Source organism: Streptomyces sp. NPDC048734 (genome assembly GCF_043198675.1).
Lineage (GTDB): Bacteria > Actinomycetota > Actinomycetes > Streptomycetales > Streptomycetaceae > Streptomyces.
This window is the reverse complement of the sequence record NZ_JBICUZ010000003.1, coordinates 80,008-98,797: the sequence shown is the minus strand read 5'-3', so window position 1 is coordinate 98,797 and position 18,790 is coordinate 80,008. Positions and strand designations below refer to the sequence as shown.

Here is an 18,790-nt window from a genome sequence, read left to right as displayed (position 1 = left end):
AGGATGATTGCCCGGTCGAACCGGAGGTAGAGGGCCGCTCCACGCCACCCCCCTCTCCTGTATCCCAGGGTGGAGAGCCGGATCCGCCTCCAGCCCGAGGGCGCCGACCGGCCGCGACCATAGCCTTGGTGCGTCATGAACCGAACCGACGACCGGCTGGTTCCGGTCCTGCTGATCTGCGTCCAGGCCGTGGTGTGGCCCGGGGCGGCGCTGGTGCGCGGGGACGTACCGTCCGCGTCCGCCCTCCTCGTGGCCGTGCTGGTCGCCGGACCGGTGACGGCCGCCCTCTCGCTCCGTCGCGCGCGCCCCGTCGTCGCCCTCCTGTTCGTCGCCGCCGCCTGTGCGCTGGGCGCCGGGCCGTTGCCCGCCGGCGCGATGGCGGTCCTCGGCACCGCGGGCGTCGCGCTGGCGCTGTACACGGTGGCGACCGAACGCGACACCTTCACCGCAGTCCTGTGCGTGGTCGCCCTCGCCGTCTGGCAACTGCTGATGAACATCAGCCTGCACGGGCTCAGTGACCGCGACGGGCTCGACCTCGTCCTGACCGCCCTGCTGTACGCCACCGCCTGCGGCACCGGTCTGCTGGTGCGGCGCACCCGTCGCCTGCGGCGGACGGACGAGCAGGTGCTCCGGCGCGCCGAGGCCGAGCGCCACCGACTGCCGGTGGTCGAACGGCGCCGTATGGAAAGGGAGTTGCACGATGTCAGCGCCCATCATCTGACCGCCGTGGTGGTCACGGCGGGCGCGGCGCTCGGACTGCGTGAGCGTCGTCCCGAACTCGCCGAGGAAGCCCTGGAGTTCGCAGCGGAGACCGGGCGTGAGGTGACCCGCGCGCTCGGCGCGGTGCGGGCACCCACCCCCTCGCGGGAGGAACTGCCGTCCCCGCAGGAGCGGTTGCGTGCCCTCGTCGTCGGGTTCCGCCGGCTGGACCAGCAGGTGGAGTACGAGATCGGTCCGCTGCCGGACGGCGCCGTCGCGGACGCGGCGTACGGCATCGTGCGCGAGGCGCTGACCAACGTCGCCCGGCACGCCCCCGGCGCCGCCACGACGGTGCGCTGCCGGTACGGCGACACCCGCACCGACGTCGTGGTCACGAGCGCGGCACCGCCGGCCGGTGCCCCGGCGCACGGCGCGGGCCTCGGCTCGGGGCGCGGCCAGGGCTTCCTGCGGTCCCGGGCGCGGGAGGCGGGCGGCACGCTGACCAGCGGCCCGACGGCGGACGGCGGCTGGGAGGTGCGCGCGGTCCTGCCCGGCCGTACCGCCGTGCCGGTGGAGGCGTCCGTGCCGTGGAGTTACCGTCTCGCGCAGGTGACGGCCGCGGTCGGGCTGTGCCTGCAACCGCTGCTGCCGGTGCTGGTCGTCCGGTCGCAGGCCACGTCGAGCGGGTCGCAGGTGTCGGCGGGGGTGCTCTTCGCGTTGCTGGCCGCGGCGCAGGCCGTCGCGCTGCTGTGGCTGCGGCGGACGCCCCGCGCCGCCCTGGGCGTGCTGCTCGGTCTGGCCCTGCTGTGGCCGGTGGCGATGGCGGTGGGCGAGTACACGGGTCCCGTCGTCGTGCCGCCCCTGCTGAGCATGGCCGCCACCTGCGTGGCGCTCGCCGCCGATGCCGCCCGCCGTGCCGCCACGCCGTCCCCCGACGGGCCCGGACCGCGCCCCGGACTCGTCCCCCTGGCCGCCGTCGCCGTGCACGCCGTCGCGGTGAGTGCGGCCGTCTTGGACCGCGGCACGGACCTGGCCGGCTGGGTGGTCGCCGGGGCGGCGACGGCTGGGGCAGCCCTGCCGGCCGGTGTGGCCCGGTGGGTCGGGGCCGTGCGCGGGCGGCGGGACCGGGCCGACCGCGGTGCGCAGGGGGAACGTCTCGCCGCCTGGACCGAGGAGGCCGTACGGGAAGCCTGGGCGGAACGGCGCCGGATCGCCGCGGGGCTGGAGAGCACGGTGCTGGCGCGCGCCGCCGACATGGTCGCGGAGGCGGAGGCGGGCCGGCTCGACGCCACCGCCGACCGGGCCCGTGAGGCGCTGGCCGCGATGCGCGCGCTGCTCGACACGGTCCGGGAGGGGGAGCCGGACCCGGCCGGGCCCGAACTGCGGCCGCAGCCCACCCTCCAGGCCCTCGACCTGCTCGCCCAGCAGTGCCGGGCCACCGGCCGCGAGGTGGAGATACGGCTCACCGACCGCGTGCCGCGGCAGCTTCCCACGGCTGTGGACCTGGCCGCCTACCACGCCGCCGAGACGATGCTCGCGGCCGGCGGGGAGGAGCCCGCCGTGCTCGAACTCGACGCCGACGACGACGTGCTGACACTCACGGCAACCGGGGTGCCCGGCACCGGCCTTCCTGCCGTACGGGAGCGGCTGGCGGAGCGGATCGCGGCGCTGGGCGGCACCCTGACCGCGGAACGACAGGGCCCCTTGCGCCTCCGGTTGCCGCTCGCGGGCGCGCCGGTTCGCGAGCGGGACGACGAGGAGGAGGGGGAGCGATGAGCCTCAGGGTGCTGGTCGTCGACGACCAGGACGTCGTGCGGGCGGGGCTCGCCGCCGTCATCGACGCCGAGGCGGACATGACGGTCGTCGGCGAGGCCGGTGACGGCGCGACGGCGGTGCGGCTCGCCGGGGAGCTGGCGCCCGACGTGGTCGTCATGGACTCGCGGATGCGGGACCCGGACGGCATCGCCGCGACCCGGCTCATCACCGGCCGGGAGAACGCGCCCCGGGTACTGGTACTGACCAGCTTCGACCTCGACGTCCACGTCTTCGACGCACTGCGCGCCGGCGCCTCCGGCTTCCTCCTCAAGGACGTGCCCGCCGCCGAACTCCTGCACGGCATCCGGGTGGTGGCCGCCGGCGAGGGCGTGCTCGCCCCGTCCGCGACCCGCCGCCTCATCGGTCACTACGCCTTCGGGGCGGGCGCCGGGTCCCGGTCCCGGAACGGCCCCCGCGAACCGGCCGGCCCGGGCGGCCGCGAGCGGCACCTCCTCACCCTGATCGCCTCCGGGCTCGACGACGCGGAGATCGCCCGGCAACTCGGCCTCACCGTCGGCTCCGTGAGGGCCCGCATCGACGCGCTCCTCGACGGGCTCGGGCTGCGCGACCGCGTGCAGGCGACGATCCTCGCCTACGACCTCGGCCTCGCCCGTCCGAACCCGCCCGCTTCCCCCGTCTGACCGACCGACCGCCGACCGCCGCCCGCCGAGGGCCCACCGGCCGACCGACCACCCACCGAGAGCCCACCTACCGACCGTCTGCCTACCTACCGTCTGCCCACCCACCGACCGCCTACCGACCGCCTGCCCACCCGCCGAGGGCCCGCCGACCGAGGAGTTCACCCGTGCCCGATACCGGTACCCGTACCGGCCGATCCCTTCCCCGCCGGCTAGGCCACGCCCTCGGCGACGTCGTCGCCCTCGTCTACCTCACGGCCTGCGCCGCCCTGCTCGTGTGGGCGATCGTGGCGAGCGTGACCGACGAGTCGGGCGAGTCCATGGCGGGCGTCATCCCGCTGCTCGCCACCGTCCCGGGCAGTCTGCTGTTCCTCGCGCTGCCGGACGGCGCCGCGATGTTCGTCCTCGCCGTCGTGCTCGGCGCGCTGCTCAACGCGGTGGTCATCGGCTGGTGTTCCCGCGCGCTGCGCTGCGGCGGCCGGAACCGGCGGGACGGCTGACGAGTACGGCCGGTGAGCGCGACCGGCGCGGAGCGTCCGACGGCGTCCGACGGGGAGAGCTCCGGTCACCCTCCCTGTGTCCCTTCGTCGTTTCCTCTCGTCCGTACGGGAGTCGCCTCCGTACGCGAGCCGACGCTGTACGGGAGTCGCCTCCGTACGCGAGCCGACGCCGGACCGGGCCGGAAACCGTGGTGCGGGCCCCGGCCGTTCACCTCCGCCGACCGGGGACCACACGCGCGTACGGAACCGGCCACGGCGGCGACACTCCCCCGAGAAACGCGTAGTACGCGCGCGCCGTCGGGCCGGACCCGATGTTGTGATCACATCAGGCTCCACCAACGAATCGCTAACATGTGGCCAACGGTTCTCGGCGGGGGTCAGGGCCGTCGTCGCAGGTCGTCCGGGGTGAATCCGCTGGGCGAGCGCGAGAGGCGGCAGGAACGGCGGCGGACGCCTGCGGAAGCCGTCGGGCACAGGGTGGCGGAACACCGTCGTGCCGGGGGCGGAAACCCGCGAGAGCGGCGGGATCCCGCCGAGGGCGCGTCCGGGGCGGGCGCGCGGAAGGGCGAGGGTCGGCGTGATGCGGCGGTGCGGGCTGCGGTTCGGACTGCTGGGCCCACCGGTCCTGTACGACACCGTCCCGGACCCGCACGGCACCACTGCTCCCGTTGTTCCTTTCGGCGTCCACGGCGTCCGCAGTCCCAAGTTGCGCACGCTGCTGGCCGCGCTGCTCCTCGACGCCGGCCGGATCGTCCCGGCCGAGTCGCTCAAGGAGGTGCTGTGGGGCGGCGCGCCGCCCGCCTCCGCGCAGGCCTCGCTGCACAACCACGTCACGCGGCTGCGGCGCATGCTCGACGACCCGGCGCGGCTGCGGACGGTGTCTCCCGGATACCAGTTGCGGATCGAGCACGGCGAACTCGATGTCCACGTCTTCGAGTGTCACCTCGCCACCGCCCGCGGCGCGCATGCCGTCCACGACTGGGAGCGTGTGATCGACGCGTGCGCGGCGGCGCTCGCCCTGTGGCGGGGCACCCCTCTCGGCGGACTCCCCGCCGAACTGGGCGGCTACGCCTTCACCCAGCGCCTGCAGGAGGCACGCCTCCTGCTCCTGGAATGGCGCTACGACGCCGAACTCGGCCTCGGTGAAACGCGAACCGGAACCGGACCTGGAGCCGGATCCGGAGCCGACCCTGCGGCCGGGACCCGTCCCGGGGCCGGGTTCGGCTCCGGGTCCGGGCCCGGAGTCGAACCCGGCTGTCTCGTAGCGGAGTTGACCGCACTGGCCGCGGAGTACCCGCTGCGCGAGGCGTACCACCGTCAGCTGATGCTCGCCCTGCACCGCAGCGGCCGCCGGGCGGAGGCCCTCGCCATCCACCGTGACCTGCGCACCCGCCTCGTGGAGGAACTCGGCATCGAACCGGGCCCGGCGGTACGTGACGCCCACGTGGAGATCCTGCGCGGCCGGGGAACGGACACCCGGACCCCGGCCCGGACCCCGGCCCGGACCCCCGCCCCGGCCTCGCCCCCACCTCTCACCCCATCCCCCGCCCACACTCGCCGCCCCGCCCAACTACCGCCGGCACCAGCGCACTTCACCGGTCGTACCGCCACCCTCGGTTCGCTGCGCCGCACCCTCACCGCTGAGTCGCCGGCCGGCGTGGGACCCCTCGCCGTCATCAGCGGCATGGCCGGCGTGGGCAAGAGCGCCCTGGCCCTGCACGTGGCCCACACATTGAAGGAACGTTTCCCCGACGGGCAGCTCTACATCAACCTGCACGGCGCCACCCCGGGCATGACCCCCCTCACCGCGGGCCATGCCCTCGCCGCGCTCCTCCGCGACCTCGGCGCCGACCCGCGGCACATCCCCGAGCACCCGGACGCGGCGGCCGCGTCGCTCCGTACTCTGCTCGCGCCGACCCGCACGCTCCTGGTGCTGGACGACGCCGCGCACGCCGCGCAGGTACGCCCGCTGCTGCCGGCAGGTCCGGGCTGTGCGGTGATCGTCACCAGCCGCTCCCTGCTGACCGCCCTCGACGGCGCCCACCGCTTTCCCCTCGCGCCCCTGTCCGACGAGGACAGCGCGGCCCTGCTCCGCGCCGCGTCGGGACGCGACGGCCTCGGCCCCGGCCATCCCCTCGTCGGCCTCACCGGCCGCCTGCCGCTCGCCCTGCGCGTCGTCGCCGCCCGCCTCGCCGCCCGCCAGGCCCTCACCCCGGACGTCCTGGCGGGCCAACTGGCCGATACCGAAGGCCGCTTGCACCATTTGGAGTACGACGACCTCAGCGTGCGCCGCTCCCTCGCGGTCGCACACGACGCGCTCGCCGCCTCCGACCGCGAGGCCGACCGCGACGCCGCCCTCGCGCTCCGCCAGGTCGGCGCCCTCGACCTGCCCGCATACGGCGTGCCGCTGCTGGCCCGTCTCACCGGCACCGACGAGCGCCGCGCCGAGGCCGCCCTCGACCGCCTCGTCGACGTGGCCCTTCTGGAGGAGACGGCGTACGGCCGCTACGCCCCCCACGATCTCGTACGGGACTTCGCACGCGAGCTGGCGGAGAGCGAGGGTGACGAAGACAGAGCCGGCACGGACGACAGGGCCGTCGCGGGGGAGCCGCGGGAACTGCTCGCCGGGGCGGAGTGATCACTTGGCGTCGGCATAGCACTCCACGACCGCCGTGGTGAACGGGAACCGCACCGGTGTCGGCCCGAACGTCAGCCGCCCGGCCAGTTCCGACGCCTCCCGGATCGCGGCGACGACCGCCTCGGTCTCCTCCTCGGGACAGTGCACGATCACCTCGTCGTGCTGGAAGAAGACCAGCTCGGCCGCCATGCCCGCGCAGGTCTGCCGCAGCGCGGCGAGCAGCAGCAGGGCCCAGTCGGCCGCGCTGCCCTGGACGACGAAGTTGCGGGCGAAGCGGCCCCGCGCGCGGGCGTCGCCGGAGGCGTACCCGGGCACCCACTGCCGGGCCTCGGACGGGTTCTCCTCCCCGGCCGGGATGCCCGCCTCCTCCGCCGCGTCCTCCCCGGCGCCGGCCGCGGGCGGGCAGGTCCGCCCCAGCCAGGTCCGCACCAGCCGGCCCTCCTCGCCGGCCCGCGCCGCGTCGTCGACGTACGCCACCGCGCGCGGGAAGCGGCGGCGGAGCGCGGCGAGGTTCTTGAGCCCGTCGCCGGAGGTCTGGCCGTAGACCGCGCCGAGCACCGCGATCTTGGCCTGGGCACGGTCGCCGGAGAACGCGCGTTCGGAGACGGCCTGGTAGAGGTCGCTCTCCCGGCCGGCCACCTCCATCAGCCCCGGATCGCGGGAGATCGCCGCCAGGACGCGGGGCTCCATCTGGTCGGCGTCGGCGACGACGAGCCGCCAGCCGGGGTCGGCGACCACGGCCCGCCGGATCACCTTGGGGATCTGTAGACCGCCCCCGCCATTGGTCACCCAGCGGCCGGTGACGGTGCCCCCGGCCAGGAACTCGGGCCGGAAACGGCCCTCGCGCACCCAGTCGTGGAGCCAGGACCAGCCGTGCGCGACCCAGATGCGGTACAGCTTCTTGTACTCCACCAGCGGCTTCACGGCCGGGTGGTCGAGGGACTCGATCTCCCAGCGGCGGGTGGACCTGATCCTGATGCCGGCCTGCGCGAACGCCTTGACCACGTCGGCGGGCAGGTCCGGCCGCACCCGGCGCCCGAAGGCCGCCGACACCTCGTCCGCGAGTTCCGCGAGGCGCCGGGGCTCGCCCCCGCCCGCGTACCGCTCGCCGAGCAGGTCGTGCAGCACCTCGCGGTGGACGTCGGCGCTCCAGGGCAGGCCCGCGCGGTTCATCTCCGCGGCCACCAGCATCCCCGCCGACTCGGCCGCCGTCAGCAGCCGGATCCGCTCCGGGTGCTCCGCCCGGTCGTGCCGCCGCTGCTGATCGGCGTAGACCGCGAGGAGGTCGGCGAGGGGGAGGACGGTGGCCTGCGGCTCGAAGAGCGGGGACTGCGCGCCGGGTTCGGCGGCGCGCTGCGGGGGGTCCGGCGGGACGGGGCCGCCGCGCAGCCGGGCCAGGGCGGCGGCGGCCGAGCGGGGCTCGCCGTGCCGCCCCTCGTGGCCGAGGAGGAGGGTCTCGGCGTCCTCGACGTCGTAGCACCGCTCGACCCGCACCCCCGCGGCGAGCAGCCGCGGGTACACCTCAGCCGTGGAGCGCCATACCCACCGGCTCACGTCCGGCCGCGCCCGGACCGCCGCCGCCAGGTCCGGCTCCCGGACGACGGGGCCCGCGGGCAGCCCGTCCGGACCGAGGGCGGCCAGCTCCGCGCCGCCGCCCTCGGCCGGAACGAGTGCCCAGCGTTCGGCCATGCTGCGAGTGTCGCAGGGGGGTCTGACAACGGCCTGAGGACGGCGGATGCGTCCGTCCCCGGTACGCCCTGTCCGCGAAGCCCCGGCACGTCTTCGGACCTCCGGCACGTCTTCGGACCTCGGGCACGTCTTCGGACCTCGGGCACGTCTTCGGACCTCGGGCACGTCTTCGGACCTCGGGCACGTCCTGAGACCTTCGGCACGTCCTGAGACCCTTGTCACGTCCTGAGACCTCCGGCACGTCCTCAGGCCTCCGGTACGTCCTCCGGCCCCTGCGCGTCCTCCCGATCCCGCAGCCCCTGGACCCGGGCCAGTGTCTCCTCTACGTACCGTTCGACGCCTGCCTTGCCGACGCCGAGCCCGCTGAGGACGCCCGCGCCGTTCTCGAACTCCAGCAGGGCCAGCAGGATGTGTTCGGTGCCGATGTGGTTGTGGCCGAGGCGCAGGGCCTCGCGGAAGGTGAGTTCGAGGACCTTCTTGGCGCCCGAGCCGTAGGGGACGAGTTCGGGCACCTCGTCGGCGGCGGGCGGCAGCGTGGCGGTCGCCGCCTCGTGCACGGCTTCCGGGGTGACGCCCTGCGCGGCCAGCGCCTTGACCGCGAGGCCCTCCGGCTCGGCGAGCAGGCCGAGGACCAGGTGGGCGGGCAGGCCCTCGGAGTTGCCGGCCGTCTTGGAGGCGTTGTGGGCGGCCATGACGGTGTTCCGCGCGCGGGGGGTGTACCGGCTGAAGCCCTGGCTGGGGTCGAGGTCGGCCGACTCCTTCGGCACGAACCGCTTCTGCGCGGCCTGCCGCGTCACGCCCATGCTCCGGCCGATGTCGGTCCAGGACGCCCCCGAGCGCCGGGCCTGGTCGACGAAGTGGCCGATCAGGTGGTCGGCCACGTCACCGAGGTGCTCGGCCGCGATGACGGCGTCCTGGAGCTGTTCGAGGGGCTCGGGGCGGACCTTCTTGATGGCGTCGATGAGGTCGTCGAGACGGATGGCGGAGGTGGGGTCCTGTCGCGAGGTCATGTGTCAACCATAAGTTGACACTTGGTGACTGTCAACACATGGTTGACGATGTCGGATCGCTGCGCGCGCGTGGCAGGATCCATGGGTGAGCAGCATGTCCAGCACCGTCGAACGCGCCTTCCGGGCGGCCCTCTACGACGACACCGACACCGCCCTCGACACCGGCGCGTCCCTGCTGGCCGCCGACCCCGCCGCGGACGCCGAACTCGACCGGCGCGGACAGGAGTTCCTGGCGGCCGCCTGGCGCCGCGGCTGGCAGCCCGCGGACCTCGTACGGCTCGTGCGCCGCGACCTGGAGGACACGCACGTACGGCTGCTCGTGGCGCTGATCCGCGCGCAGGCGCCGCACGACCGGGCGCGCGGCCGGCGCTGGTCGGCCCAGCTGGAGGAACTGCCCACCGGCCCCGCCCCCCGCACCGGCGACCGCTTCTCCCACGCGACGGCGGTCCTGGAGCTGTACCGGCTGCTGCTGCGGCTGCCCACCCTCGAACCCCTCCAGGAGGCGAGCGGACAGCCGCGCTCCGACTCCCGCATGCTCACCCGCATCCGCGCCCTGCTCGCCAAGGCCGAGGCGACCGGGTTCCCCGAGGAGGCGGAGGCGCTCACCGCGAAGGCGCAGGAGCTGATGGCCCGGCACAGCGTCGACGAGGCGCTGCTCGACGCGGCGGCTCCGGTGCCGGACGCCCCCGGCGCCCGCCGGATCGGCGTCGAGCCGCCGTACGAGCAGGCCAAGGCGGTACTGCTGGACGCGGTCGCCGGCGCGAACCACTGCCGGGCCGTGTGGAACGAACCCTTCTGCTTCTCCACGGTCGTCGGCTTCGAGGCCGACCTCGAGGTGGTGGAACTGCTCTACACCTCGCTCCTCGTGCAGGCCGGGACCGCCATGACGAAGGCGGAGGCGGCACAGCGGGCGGGTGGGCGCCGCCGCACGAAGACCTTCCGCCAGTCCTTCCTGGCCGCCTACGCCCACCGCGTCGGCAGCCGCCTGGCCGCCGCGGCCGAGACGCCGGTCAGCGCCGACCTCCTCCCGGTCCTGGCCTCCCGAGAGGTGGCGGTCACCGCGGCCACGGACCGCCTCTTTCCCCGGACGACCACCACCCGCCTGCGCGGCATCACCGACGAAGCGGGCTGGACCGAGGGCGCGGAAGCGGCGGACCGGGCGCAAGTCCACTCACGACCACATCTCCCGTGACCGGGGGCGCCCGCCCCGACGCGCCCGCGACCCCACGATCCCGTGCGCCCGCCCGGCGTCCTCACGCCCCGCTCGCCACGACCCGCCCGCTCCCGAAATCCCGCGACTGCGACTGCGGCCGCGGGTCGGCGTCGCGTCGCCGGTCAGGGCCGCGCACCGGGCCGCGTCGCCGTACCGGGGCGGCGGCCGCTCCGCGTACCGGGACGGCGGACTGTCCGCCCACGACCTCGCCGCCCTGCCGCCGGGCCCCGGACGCGATCAGTCCCCCGCCGCCTGGAACGCGCTCACCGAAGCGTCCGGCTTGTCGCCGTCCTTGAGGGCGACCGCGCCGTACGACCAGTCCAGGCTCCCGGTGGCAGAGGCGTCCGCGAGGCCGCACGTGAGGGTCTTGGCGGCGAGGCTGCCCTCGCCGTCCTCGCCGCGGACGTAGGTGATCGTGAAGGAGGCGGTGGCCTGTTCGGCGAGGGGCATCGACTGCGCCTCGGCGGCCTCGTCGTGGGGGACGGAGACGGTGGTCCCCTCGGCCTCCAGCTCGACCTTCGGGAAGCCCTCCAGCGTGCATTCCTTGCCGCCGTTGGTGACCGTGACGGTCACGTTGCCGGTGTCGCCGACGGCGGGGGCGGCGTTCACGGCACCGGCCGCCATGGTCAGGTCACCGGCGGCGCAGGCGGTGCCGGAGGCGGAGGAGGCGGTGCTCTTGCCGTCGCCGGAGGCGCTGTCGTCCCCGCCGCCGCAGGCGGTGAGGAGGAAGGCGGCGGCGAGGGCGGTGACGGTGATCGGAACGGCGCGCATGAGTGGTCCCTACGGTGACGTGACGGTGCTCGGGAGGATCATCACGCATGAACGCCCCCTTCCGGTGCGCGGCCCCCGCCCCGGTGGCCGCCTCGCTACCCCAGACCGGCCGTCGGCAGTCCGGACGGCCACTGCCCGCCCTCCGCCTTGGTGTACGTCTCCCCGCCGGCCGCCCCGTCCCAGGTGATCTTGAGGCTCTTGTCGTCGGCGGAGTCGACCATGCCGGTCGTCCGGTCCTTCTTCCCGCTCGGGCAGGTGAGCCGGATCATCGTCATGTCCGACTCCTTGCCGGCGGTCCCGCTGCACACGGTCCCGCCGGTCGCGAAGAGGGCGGCCTGCTCACCGGTGATGATCAGGGCGACGGCCCGGCCGTCAGCGGTGGTGAGCCAGCTGCCCTCCAGCTCGCCGGAGGCCGTCACCGAACCGGCCGTACCGCCGCCGCTGCCCGCGCCGGACGTGACACGCGGCGTGGCAGGGGACGAGCTCCCTGAGCCGCCGGACCCGCCGCCGGACCCGCCGTCGTCGCTGCACGCGGTCAGTGCGAGCGCCCCCGCCAGCGCGCCGGCCACGGCTGCGGCCCGCACTCCCCGGCGGGGCGCCCCGCGCGCGGGACGCGGGGTGGGCGAGGGGCGCGAGAAGTTCGCCGAAGTCACTGCGGGCTCCCAAGCTGTAGCCGGACGGCCGGGTCGACCGGAGGAACCGGTGAGAACCGGAAGGACCGGCAGCAAGCTACCAGCCGGGAAACAAGGAGGACCCGCCCCGGAGGGAAACAAGGAGGACCCGCCCCGGCTTCACCAGGAAGCCCTCCGCCCGCCTCGGAGGGAACTCCGAGGGAAGTGAGGGCCCGTCCCTGCCCTCACCGGAAGGTCCCGCTCCGCCCCGACCTCACCAGGAAGCCTTGCGCACCCCCGGCAGGTACCCCGCATGCGCCTGCCCCCGCAGACTCACCCGGGACAGCCCGAACGCCCGGTAGTACCCGCGCGGCCGCCCGTCCACCTGATCCCGGTTGCGCACGCGCGTGGCGCTGGCGTCCCGCGGCTGCCGGCGCAGTTCCCGCTGGGCGGCCAGCCGTTCCGCGTCCGTGGACGACGGCCGGCGGACGATCTCCTTCAGCTCGGCCCGCCGCCCGGCGTACCGGGCGACGACCTCCTGCCGCTTCCCGTTCTTCGCGATCTTGCTCTTCTTCGCCGTCAGACCCGCACCCCCCGCGCCCGGATCCGGGCGACGGCCGCCTCGACGCCGATCGCGTCGACCGTCCTGATCCCCTTCGTGCCGAGCCGCAGCCGTACCTGACGGCCCTCACCCGGCAGCCAGTACCGCTTGGTCTGGATGTTGGGGTCGAAGCGGCGCGGGGTGCGCCGGTGGGAGTGGGAGACGCGGTTGCCGAAGCCCGGCCGAGTGCCGGTCGGCATGCAGTGCGCGGACATGGGTGACGTACCTCTCCTCGAAGCTTGATGCTAATGAAATTCATTTTCAGTAAGGTGGCGGCATGGCACGCAACGAACTGCGCCCGGTCGTCAAGCTCCGCTCCACCGCGGGGACCGGCTACACGTACGTCACCCGCAAGAACCGCCGCAACGACCCGGACCGTACGACCCTGCGCAAGTACGACCCCGTCGCCGGCCGCCACGTCGACTTCCGAGAGGAGCGCTGACCAGCCATGCGCAAGGGAATCCACCCGTCGTACGGCCCCGTCGTCTTCCGCGACCGCGCCGCGGACCACGCCTTCCTCACCCGCTCCACGATGAGCAGCGAGAAGACGATCGAGTGGGAGGACGGCAACACCTACCCCGTCGTGGACGTCGAGATCTCGTACGTCAGCCACCCCTTCTACACCGGTACCGCCCGCGTCCTGGACACGGCCGGCCGCGTGGAGCGCTTCGAGCGCCGGTTCGGGAAGCGGGGCGGCGCGTGAGTCTGTCGGTGGTGATCGTCGCAGGGCTGCACGCCGAGGCCCGCCGGACGACGGTCGCGCGGCTGCTCGCCGACGTCCCCGGCAGCGTGGCGCTCCACCACGACCTGGCGACGGCGGCAGCCGGCACGGTCGTCCGCACGATCAGGGACGCCGAGGGCGTCCTCTTCGCGGGCGAGGTGCCACTGGTGAACGACTGCGCCTGCTGTGCCCTGCGCGAGGACCTCGTGCCCGAGCTGCTCCGCCTCGCCGACGACCCCGCCACCCGGCTCGCGGTCGTCGAGCTGTGGGACTCCGTCGAGCCCGGGGCGATGGCCGAGGTGGTCGTCGCCGGCGGCCTCACGGTCACCGGCGTGATCACCGCGGTCGACCCGGCGCTCCTGCTGCCCTGCCTCGGCAACGGCGACGACCTCGCCGAGCGCGGCCTGGCCGCCGCCGCCACCGACCGGCGCACGGTCGCGGACACCTTCGCGCGGCAACTGGAGTACGCCCCCGTCCTGGCCGTGGCCGACTCCCCGGAGGCCGACGACGAGGACCGCGAGCTGCTGGCCCAGCTCCATCCGACGGCCCGCCGGGTCCCCGTCGGAGGCGGTCGACTCGAGGACCCGGCGGGTACCTCCGCACGTGCAGGTGCACCGGAACCGGGGGCGGAGCCGCGTTCCCCGCTCGCCGCCGCCGCTTTCGCCGGCTTCGACGTCGAGGCCGCCGCCGCGGCCCAGCACCCGGCCTGCGCCCTGCTGCCCGCCGAGGCCGACGCGCACGGCGTCACCACCTTCGTCTGGCGCCGCCGCCGACCCTTCCACCCGGAGCGGCTGTACGCGGCGCTGGAGGACCTGACCTGTGCCGCCGCCCGCAGCCGGGGCAGGTTCTGGCTCGCCGACAAGCCGGACGCGCTGCTCCACTGGGACGCCGCCGGCGGAGCCCTGTGCGTGGAGTCCGCCGGCCCCTGGCTGGCCTCCCTGCCGGACGCGGCCTGGGAGACGTTCCCGCCGGTGCGCCGCGCCGCGGCCGCCCTGGACTGGCACCCCGAGCACGGCGACCGCCGCCAGCACCTGGTGTTCACCTCGCCCGGCCTCGACCGCGACGGACTCCACGAGCTGCTGGAGTCGTGCCTGCTCACCGATGCCGAGTACGCCGCCGGACGCGACGCCTGGAAGCGGCTGCCGCCCGCCTTCGACACCCTCCTGGAGGTCTGACCCCGTGCCCCGCAAGAGCGAACGCCCGCCCGCCAGGAACCGGCCCAACCCGCTGGACCGGGCCGGGATCACCTACATCGACTACAAGGACACCGACCTGCTGCGGAAGTTCGTCTCCGACCGCGGCAAGATCCGCAGCCGCCGGGTCACCGGCGTCTCGGCCCGGCAGCAACGCCGTCTGGCACGGGCCGTGAGGAACGCCCGCGAGATGGCGCTCCTGCCGTACGGCACCCGCTGACACCCCGGCGGACCCCGGCCACCGCCGTACGACGCCTCCCCCCTTCGCCGTACGGTCCGATCGTCCTTCGGACGACGGGACGTGCGCCGGGCGTCCCGTCGGGCCGACGGCACGCACCGCCCGGATGTCCGTCGGCCGACCGCCTTCGTGGGCCTGCCGGACAGGTGCCGGCTCTCGCCCCCGTGGATGACACTCGCGTCGTCCACGGGGGCGAGTCCGTTTCACACGGGGGAGGCGGAAGCCGGGGCCCCGGCCTGCTCGCGGCGAGGGTGGCGACGGCGCGGCGGCTTCCGCGGCCCCGTAGCCGGGACCGGTGGACGTGTCCCGCGGGCCGGCCGGCGGACCGAGCGGACGGTCGGCGTCCGCCCGGGCGGGGACGATCCGGCCGTGCGCCGCGGCCCGCTCCGGAGCCGGTGTGCCGAACAGCGGCCGGGGCGGCGGAACATCGAGGCCACCCGGTGCGTCTCTTCCTGTGCACGAGTGGTTCGATCCGTACTACCTCTCGTGCCCGCACTGCCGCGGACCACGCGAAAGTGCCGGCGGCGCGTGGGGATAGGGCTGCGGGGCAGACGCGGGAACAGGCCCCAGAACTGTCCGGGCCCGGTAAAGCAGGCGTCACGGCTGTAACCACGTGGGCACCGCCCGTGCACGTGCATCTGCTCATGCAGGCGCACGTGAACGGGGCTATGATCCGGAACAGTTGACCATGGCATCTATGGCCACACGAGCCAGTGCACCATCAGGGAGCGACCTGTGGACCACGACGTTGACGGGGGGCACGACGTGTACAACGGCATGGCGGCCACACAGTTGTACGGGGTTGCCTGGCAGAAGAGCCGGCACAGCAACAGTCAGGGGTCCTGCGTCGAGTTCGCGCGGCTGCCCGGCGGCGACGTGGCCGTGCGCAACTCGCGCTTCCCGGACGGTCCCGCGCTCGTCTACACCCGGGCCGAGATCGAAGCGATGCTCCTGGGCGTCAAGGACGGCGAGTTCGACCATCTGATCGTCGGCTGACGGAGGTCCGCCCCGGCGTGGGACGCGCCGGAAGAATCGACGCACAACGGGCTGCGACGCGCGTAGAACCGCGGCACCGGAAGGTGCCGCGGTTCGTCATCCGGCGGGTTTGTGCAGCCGGAACAGCGCCCAGACGACCTTGCCGCCCAGGTTCGGGGAGAGCGGTTGCCAGCCCCAGCCCTCGGTGAAGGAGTCGACGAGGAACAGCCCGCGCCCCGACTCCGCCGCGAAGTCGTCCACCTCGCGCGGCAGGGGGCTGTCCAGGCCGGGGTCGCGCACCGCGCACACCAGCCGCCCGGTCCACCGCAGCAGGTGCAACCGCACGAGCGGCTGCTCCCCGGACGGGCCCGGGGCGGCGTCGGACGACATCCCGTGCCGCAGGGCGTTGGTCACCAGTTCCGAGACGACCAGACATATGTCGTCGGACCGCTCGCCCACTTCCCACCGGCCGAGGGTCCTCCTGGTGAACTGCCTTGCCTCGCGCACCGCTTCGAGGCGGGCCGGCAGAGCACAGGAGGCCGCGTCGGACACGGCCGCGGGATCAAGCGGCGGAAGGCCCTGCCGTAACGGCTCGAGCATGGTCGATCCATTCGTCCCCATGCGAGGCACTCCCGGGATTCGCGGTCGTTGCGATGCAGCGGTGGCGCGGGACCATGGTTTCCGATGCGAAGGGCAGATGCAAGGGCAGATGCACGTGCACGTGACCGAAATCGACCCGCCCGTACCGCTTCTTGGCCATTTTTTCCGCCATCTTCTTGCAGTTGGCGGGCCCTTCCCTCGCTTTCTCCCCGCCTTCCCCGGTGTCGCGCCGGGGGTGTCCTTTGGCTTTTTTCCATCTCTGTAATCGGGCGAGTACTGCTCGAAGTGTTTTAGTGGCAGACTGCGGCTCTGAGGACGGCTGGGGAGGCTGGCGAACGTGAGCGCGGGAGAGCCCGGATCGGTGGTGCGGCGGATGCTGCTCGGCTCGCAACTACGGCGACTGCGTGAAGCCCGTGGCATCACGCGCGAGGCGGCGGGATATTCGATCCGGGCGTCGGAGTCGAAGATCAGCCGGATGGAGCTGGGCCGGGTGAGCTTCAAGACACGTGACGTGGAAGACCTGTTGACGCTGTACGGCATCTCGGACGACGCCGAGCGCCAGGCGCTCGTCGGACTCGCCCGCGAGGCCAACGTGGCCGGCTGGTGGCACAGCTACTCCGACGTCCTGCCCAACTGGTTCCCCACCTACGTCGGCCTGGAGGGCGCCGCCGCCCTGATCCGGGCGTACGAGGTGCAGTTCGTGCACGGCCTGCTCCAGACGGAGGCGTACGCGCACGCGGTCGTGCGGCGCGGGATGAAGGGTGCGAGCGCGGCCGACGTCGACCGGCGCGTGGCCCTGCGCCTGGAGCGGCAGAAGTACCTCGTCGCCGAGAACGCCCCCGACTTCCACATCGTCCTCGACGAGGCGGCCCTGCGGCGGCCGTACGGGGACCGCGAGGTCATGCGCGAGCAGTTCCAGCACCTGATCGAGATCTCCGAGCGTCCCAACGTGCGGCTGCAGATCATGCCGTTCAGCTTCGGCGGGCACTCCGGCGAGTCCGGTGCCTTCACCATCCTGAGCTTCCCGGAGTCCGACCTGTCGGACGTCGTCTACCTGGAGCAGCTCACCAGTGCCCTCTACCTGGACAAGCGCGAGGACGTCGCCCAGTACGAGCAGGCGCTGAAGGAACTCCAGCAGGACAGCCCCGGACCCGACGAGAGCCGGGACCTGCTGCGCGGACTGCTCCAGCTCTCCTAGCGTCCGCGCCGCGCGCATGGGGTGTTCCCCCGGACAACCCCATGACTGCGCCAACTGTCCCACTGCGACCCCAACTCCGTTGAAACACACATACGATGACGTGTGATCAGATCGTTGTGTCGATCGCAGCCGATCGCAGCCGGTGGCAGCAGGGGATTGAGGGATCACATGTCGTCGTACTTCACCGACCTGGCCCAGCAGTACATCGACGGTAAGTGGCGTCCAGGGACGGGGTCCTGGGACATCATCGACTTCAACCCCTACGACGGCGAGAAGATCGCGTCGATCACGATAGCCACCGTCGACGAGGTCGACGAGGCCTACCGCGCCGCCGCCCGCGTCCAGAAGGAGTGGGCCGCGACCAACGCCTACGCCCGCCGCTCGGTCTTCGAGAAGGTGCTGCGGCTGGTGGAGGAGCGCGAGGCGGAGATCAGCGAGATCCTCGTCGACGAGGCGGGCGGCACGTTCGGCAAGGCCGCCTTCGAACTCCACCTGGCCAAGGAGTTCCTGCGCGAGTCGATCCACCTGTCGCTGCGCCCCGAGGGCCGGATCCTTCCCTCGCCGATCGACGGCAAGGAGAACCGCGTCTACCGCGAGCCGGTCGGCGTCGTGGGCGTGATCAGCCCCTTCAACGTGCCCTTCCTGCTGTCGCTGAAGTCGGTCGCCCCCGCGCTGGCCCTCGGCAACGGCGTGGTGCTCAAGCCGCACCAGAACACCCCGATCTCCGGCGGCACCGTCATCGCCAAGCTCTTCGAGGACGCGGGTCTGCCCCCGGGCCTGCTGAACGTCGTCGTCACCGACATCGCCGAGATCGGCGACGCCTTCCTGGAGCACCCCGTCCCGCGGGTCATCTCCTTCACCGGCTCCGACAAGGTCGGCCGGCACGTCGCCACCGTCGCCGCCTCGCACTTCAAGCGGTCCATCATCGAGCTCGGCGGCAACAGCGCCTTCGTCGTCCTCGACGACGCCGACGTGGACTACGCGGTCGACGCCGCCGTCTTCAGCCGCTTCGTCCACCAGGGCCAGGTCTGCATGGCCGCCAACCGCATCCTGGTCGACCGCTCGCTCGCCGACGAGTTCACCGAGAAGTTCGTCGCCAAGGTCAAGACCCTCAAGGCCGGCGACCCGCGCGACCCGCAGACCCTCATCGGCCCCGTCATCAACTCCTCGCAGGCGGAGGCCGTCTCCGGCGTCGTCGAGCAGGCCATCGGCGAGGGCGCGACCGCCCTCCTGCACGGCACGACGACCGGCAACCTCGTCGAGCCCTCCGTGCTGAGCGGTCTGCCCGCCGACTCCGCCCTGCTCCAGCAGGAGGTCTTCGGCCCGGTCGTCTTCCTCGACACCTTCGACGGCGAGGAAGAGGCCGTACGCCTCGTCAACGACACCCCCTACGGGCTCAGCGGCGCCGTCCACACCGGCGACATCGAGCGGGGCGTCGCCTTCGCCCAGCAGATCGTCACCGGGATGTTCCACGTCAACGACGCCACGGTGCACGACGAGCCGATCGTGCCGTTCGGCGGCGAGAAGAACTCCGGCGTCGGCCGCCTCAACGGGGAGACGACCCTGGAGGCCTTCACGACGACGAAGTGGATCTCGGTGCAGCACGGGCGCAGCGGGTTCCCCTTCTAGACCCTTCCGGCCGCACTCCCGGCATGCCGCAGGCCGCCTCCCGGCGTGCCG

Annotated in this window: 18 protein-coding genes and 1 pseudogene; 12 read left to right on the top strand and 7 right to left on the bottom strand. The window is 73.7% G+C overall.

Annotated elements, in window-relative coordinates; genetic code table 11:
- Window positions 1-135 precede the first annotated feature (135 nt).
- The 4 genes and pseudogenes from ACGFQC_RS09475 to ACGFQC_RS09460 form a co-directional block, all read left to right on the top strand.
- A complete protein-coding gene (locus ACGFQC_RS09475; protein ID WP_363087400.1) occupies window positions 136-2,475 on the top strand; it encodes a histidine kinase in 2,340 nt (779 codons plus the stop codon).
- Entirely contained in the window at window positions 2,472-3,155 is a 684-nt protein-coding gene (locus ACGFQC_RS09470) for a response regulator transcription factor (protein WP_363087399.1), read from the top strand. The genes ACGFQC_RS09475 and ACGFQC_RS09470 overlap by 4 nt, the downstream gene beginning before the upstream one ends.
- 164 nt (window positions 3,156-3,319) lie before the next feature.
- On the top strand, window positions 3,320-3,652 hold the full coding sequence (locus ACGFQC_RS09465) for an SCO4225 family membrane protein (protein WP_363087398.1): 333 nt from the start codon (window positions 3,320-3,322) through the stop codon (window positions 3,650-3,652).
- A gap of 580 nt (window positions 3,653-4,232) precedes the next feature.
- Window positions 4,233-6,236: pseudogene (locus ACGFQC_RS09460) on the top strand (BTAD domain-containing putative transcriptional regulator); the annotation flags it as partial.
- Between the two features lie 54 nt (window positions 6,237-6,290).
- Here ACGFQC_RS09460 and ACGFQC_RS09455 read toward each other — a convergent pair.
- Together ACGFQC_RS09455 and ACGFQC_RS09450 are read right to left on the bottom strand one after the other, a co-directional pair.
- The gene (locus tag ACGFQC_RS09455; RefSeq protein ID WP_363087396.1) at window positions 6,291-7,979 is read right to left on the bottom strand and encodes a bifunctional 3'-5' exonuclease/DNA polymerase; all 1,689 of its coding nucleotides are present in this window, start codon (window positions 7,977-7,979) and stop codon (window positions 6,291-6,293) included.
- A gap of 245 nt (window positions 7,980-8,224) precedes the next feature.
- Entirely contained in the window at window positions 8,225-8,989 is a 765-nt protein-coding gene (locus ACGFQC_RS09450; RefSeq protein WP_363087395.1) for a Clp protease N-terminal domain-containing protein, read from the bottom strand.
- A 94-nt stretch (window positions 8,990-9,083) separates the two neighbouring features.
- Here ACGFQC_RS09450 and ACGFQC_RS09445 point away from each other — a divergent pair, with 94 nt between their 5' ends.
- Window positions 9,084-10,181: a DUF2786 domain-containing protein gene (locus tag ACGFQC_RS09445; protein ID WP_363087703.1), complete on the top strand. Its 1,098-nt coding sequence runs from the start codon at window positions 9,084-9,086 to the stop codon at window positions 10,179-10,181.
- Between the two features lie 258 nt (window positions 10,182-10,439).
- On the opposite strand, the gene ACGFQC_RS09440 is transcribed toward ACGFQC_RS09445, so the two are convergent.
- From ACGFQC_RS09440 to rpmB, 4 genes are all read right to left on the bottom strand, one after another.
- Entirely contained in the window at window positions 10,440-10,973 is a 534-nt protein-coding gene (locus ACGFQC_RS09440) for a DUF4232 domain-containing protein (protein ID WP_363087394.1), read from the bottom strand.
- A 95-nt stretch (window positions 10,974-11,068) separates the two neighbouring features.
- Window positions 11,069-11,626: a hypothetical protein gene (locus ACGFQC_RS09435; protein WP_393288004.1), complete on the bottom strand. Its 558-nt coding sequence runs from the start codon at window positions 11,624-11,626 to the stop codon at window positions 11,069-11,071.
- A gap of 232 nt (window positions 11,627-11,858) precedes the next feature.
- Entirely contained in the window at window positions 11,859-12,167 is a 309-nt protein-coding gene (gene rpsN, locus ACGFQC_RS09430) for a 30S ribosomal protein S14 (protein ID WP_363087701.1), read from the bottom strand.
- Window positions 12,164-12,400 carry a 50S ribosomal protein L28 gene (gene rpmB / locus ACGFQC_RS09425; RefSeq protein ID WP_363087393.1) on the bottom strand — a complete coding sequence of 79 codons (237 nt, stop codon included), beginning with the start codon at window positions 12,398-12,400 and terminating at the stop codon, window positions 12,164-12,166. The genes rpsN and rpmB overlap by 4 nt, the downstream gene beginning before the upstream one ends.
- A gap of 62 nt (window positions 12,401-12,462) precedes the next feature.
- On the opposite strand from rpmB, the gene rpmG reads away from it, so the two are divergent.
- The 5 genes from rpmG to ACGFQC_RS09400 all read left to right on the top strand — a co-directional run bounded on the left by rpmG (window position 12,463) and on the right by ACGFQC_RS09400 (window position 15,333).
- Entirely contained in the window at window positions 12,463-12,627 is a 165-nt protein-coding gene (rpmG, locus tag ACGFQC_RS09420) for a 50S ribosomal protein L33 (protein WP_363087392.1), read from the top strand.
- Between the two features lie 6 nt (window positions 12,628-12,633).
- Complete coding sequence (locus tag ACGFQC_RS09415; protein WP_363087391.1) at window positions 12,634-12,888, top strand: type B 50S ribosomal protein L31; 255 nt, start codon at window positions 12,634-12,636, stop codon at window positions 12,886-12,888.
- Window positions 12,885-14,081 carry a GTP-binding protein gene (locus ACGFQC_RS09410; RefSeq protein WP_363087390.1) on the top strand — a complete coding sequence of 399 codons (1,197 nt, stop codon included), beginning with the start codon at window positions 12,885-12,887 and terminating at the stop codon, window positions 14,079-14,081. Before ACGFQC_RS09415 ends, ACGFQC_RS09410 begins: the two co-directional genes overlap by 4 nt.
- A 4-nt stretch (window positions 14,082-14,085) precedes the next feature.
- On the top strand, window positions 14,086-14,319 hold the full coding sequence (rpsR, locus tag ACGFQC_RS09405) for a 30S ribosomal protein S18 (RefSeq protein WP_363087389.1): 234 nt from the start codon (window positions 14,086-14,088) through the stop codon (window positions 14,317-14,319).
- Between the two features lie 753 nt (window positions 14,320-15,072).
- Entirely contained in the window at window positions 15,073-15,333 is a 261-nt protein-coding gene (locus tag ACGFQC_RS09400) for a DUF397 domain-containing protein (RefSeq protein ID WP_363087388.1), read from the top strand.
- A 96-nt stretch (window positions 15,334-15,429) separates the two neighbouring features.
- Here ACGFQC_RS09400 and ACGFQC_RS09395 read toward each other — a convergent pair whose 3' ends face one another.
- A complete protein-coding gene (locus ACGFQC_RS09395) occupies window positions 15,430-15,933 on the bottom strand; it encodes an ATP-binding protein (RefSeq protein ID WP_363087387.1) in 504 nt (167 codons plus the stop codon).
- Between the two features lie 352 nt (window positions 15,934-16,285).
- On the opposite strand from ACGFQC_RS09395, the gene ACGFQC_RS09390 reads away from it, so the two are divergent.
- Window positions 16,286-17,110 carry a helix-turn-helix transcriptional regulator gene (locus tag ACGFQC_RS09390; RefSeq protein ID WP_363087700.1) on the top strand — a complete coding sequence of 275 codons (825 nt, stop codon included), beginning with the start codon at window positions 16,286-16,288 and terminating at the stop codon, window positions 17,108-17,110.
- Between the two features lie 168 nt (window positions 17,111-17,278).
- Entirely contained in the window at window positions 17,279-18,739 is a 1,461-nt protein-coding gene (locus ACGFQC_RS09385) for an aldehyde dehydrogenase family protein (protein WP_363087386.1), read from the top strand.
- The last annotated feature ends 51 nt before the right edge of the window (window positions 18,740-18,790 follow it).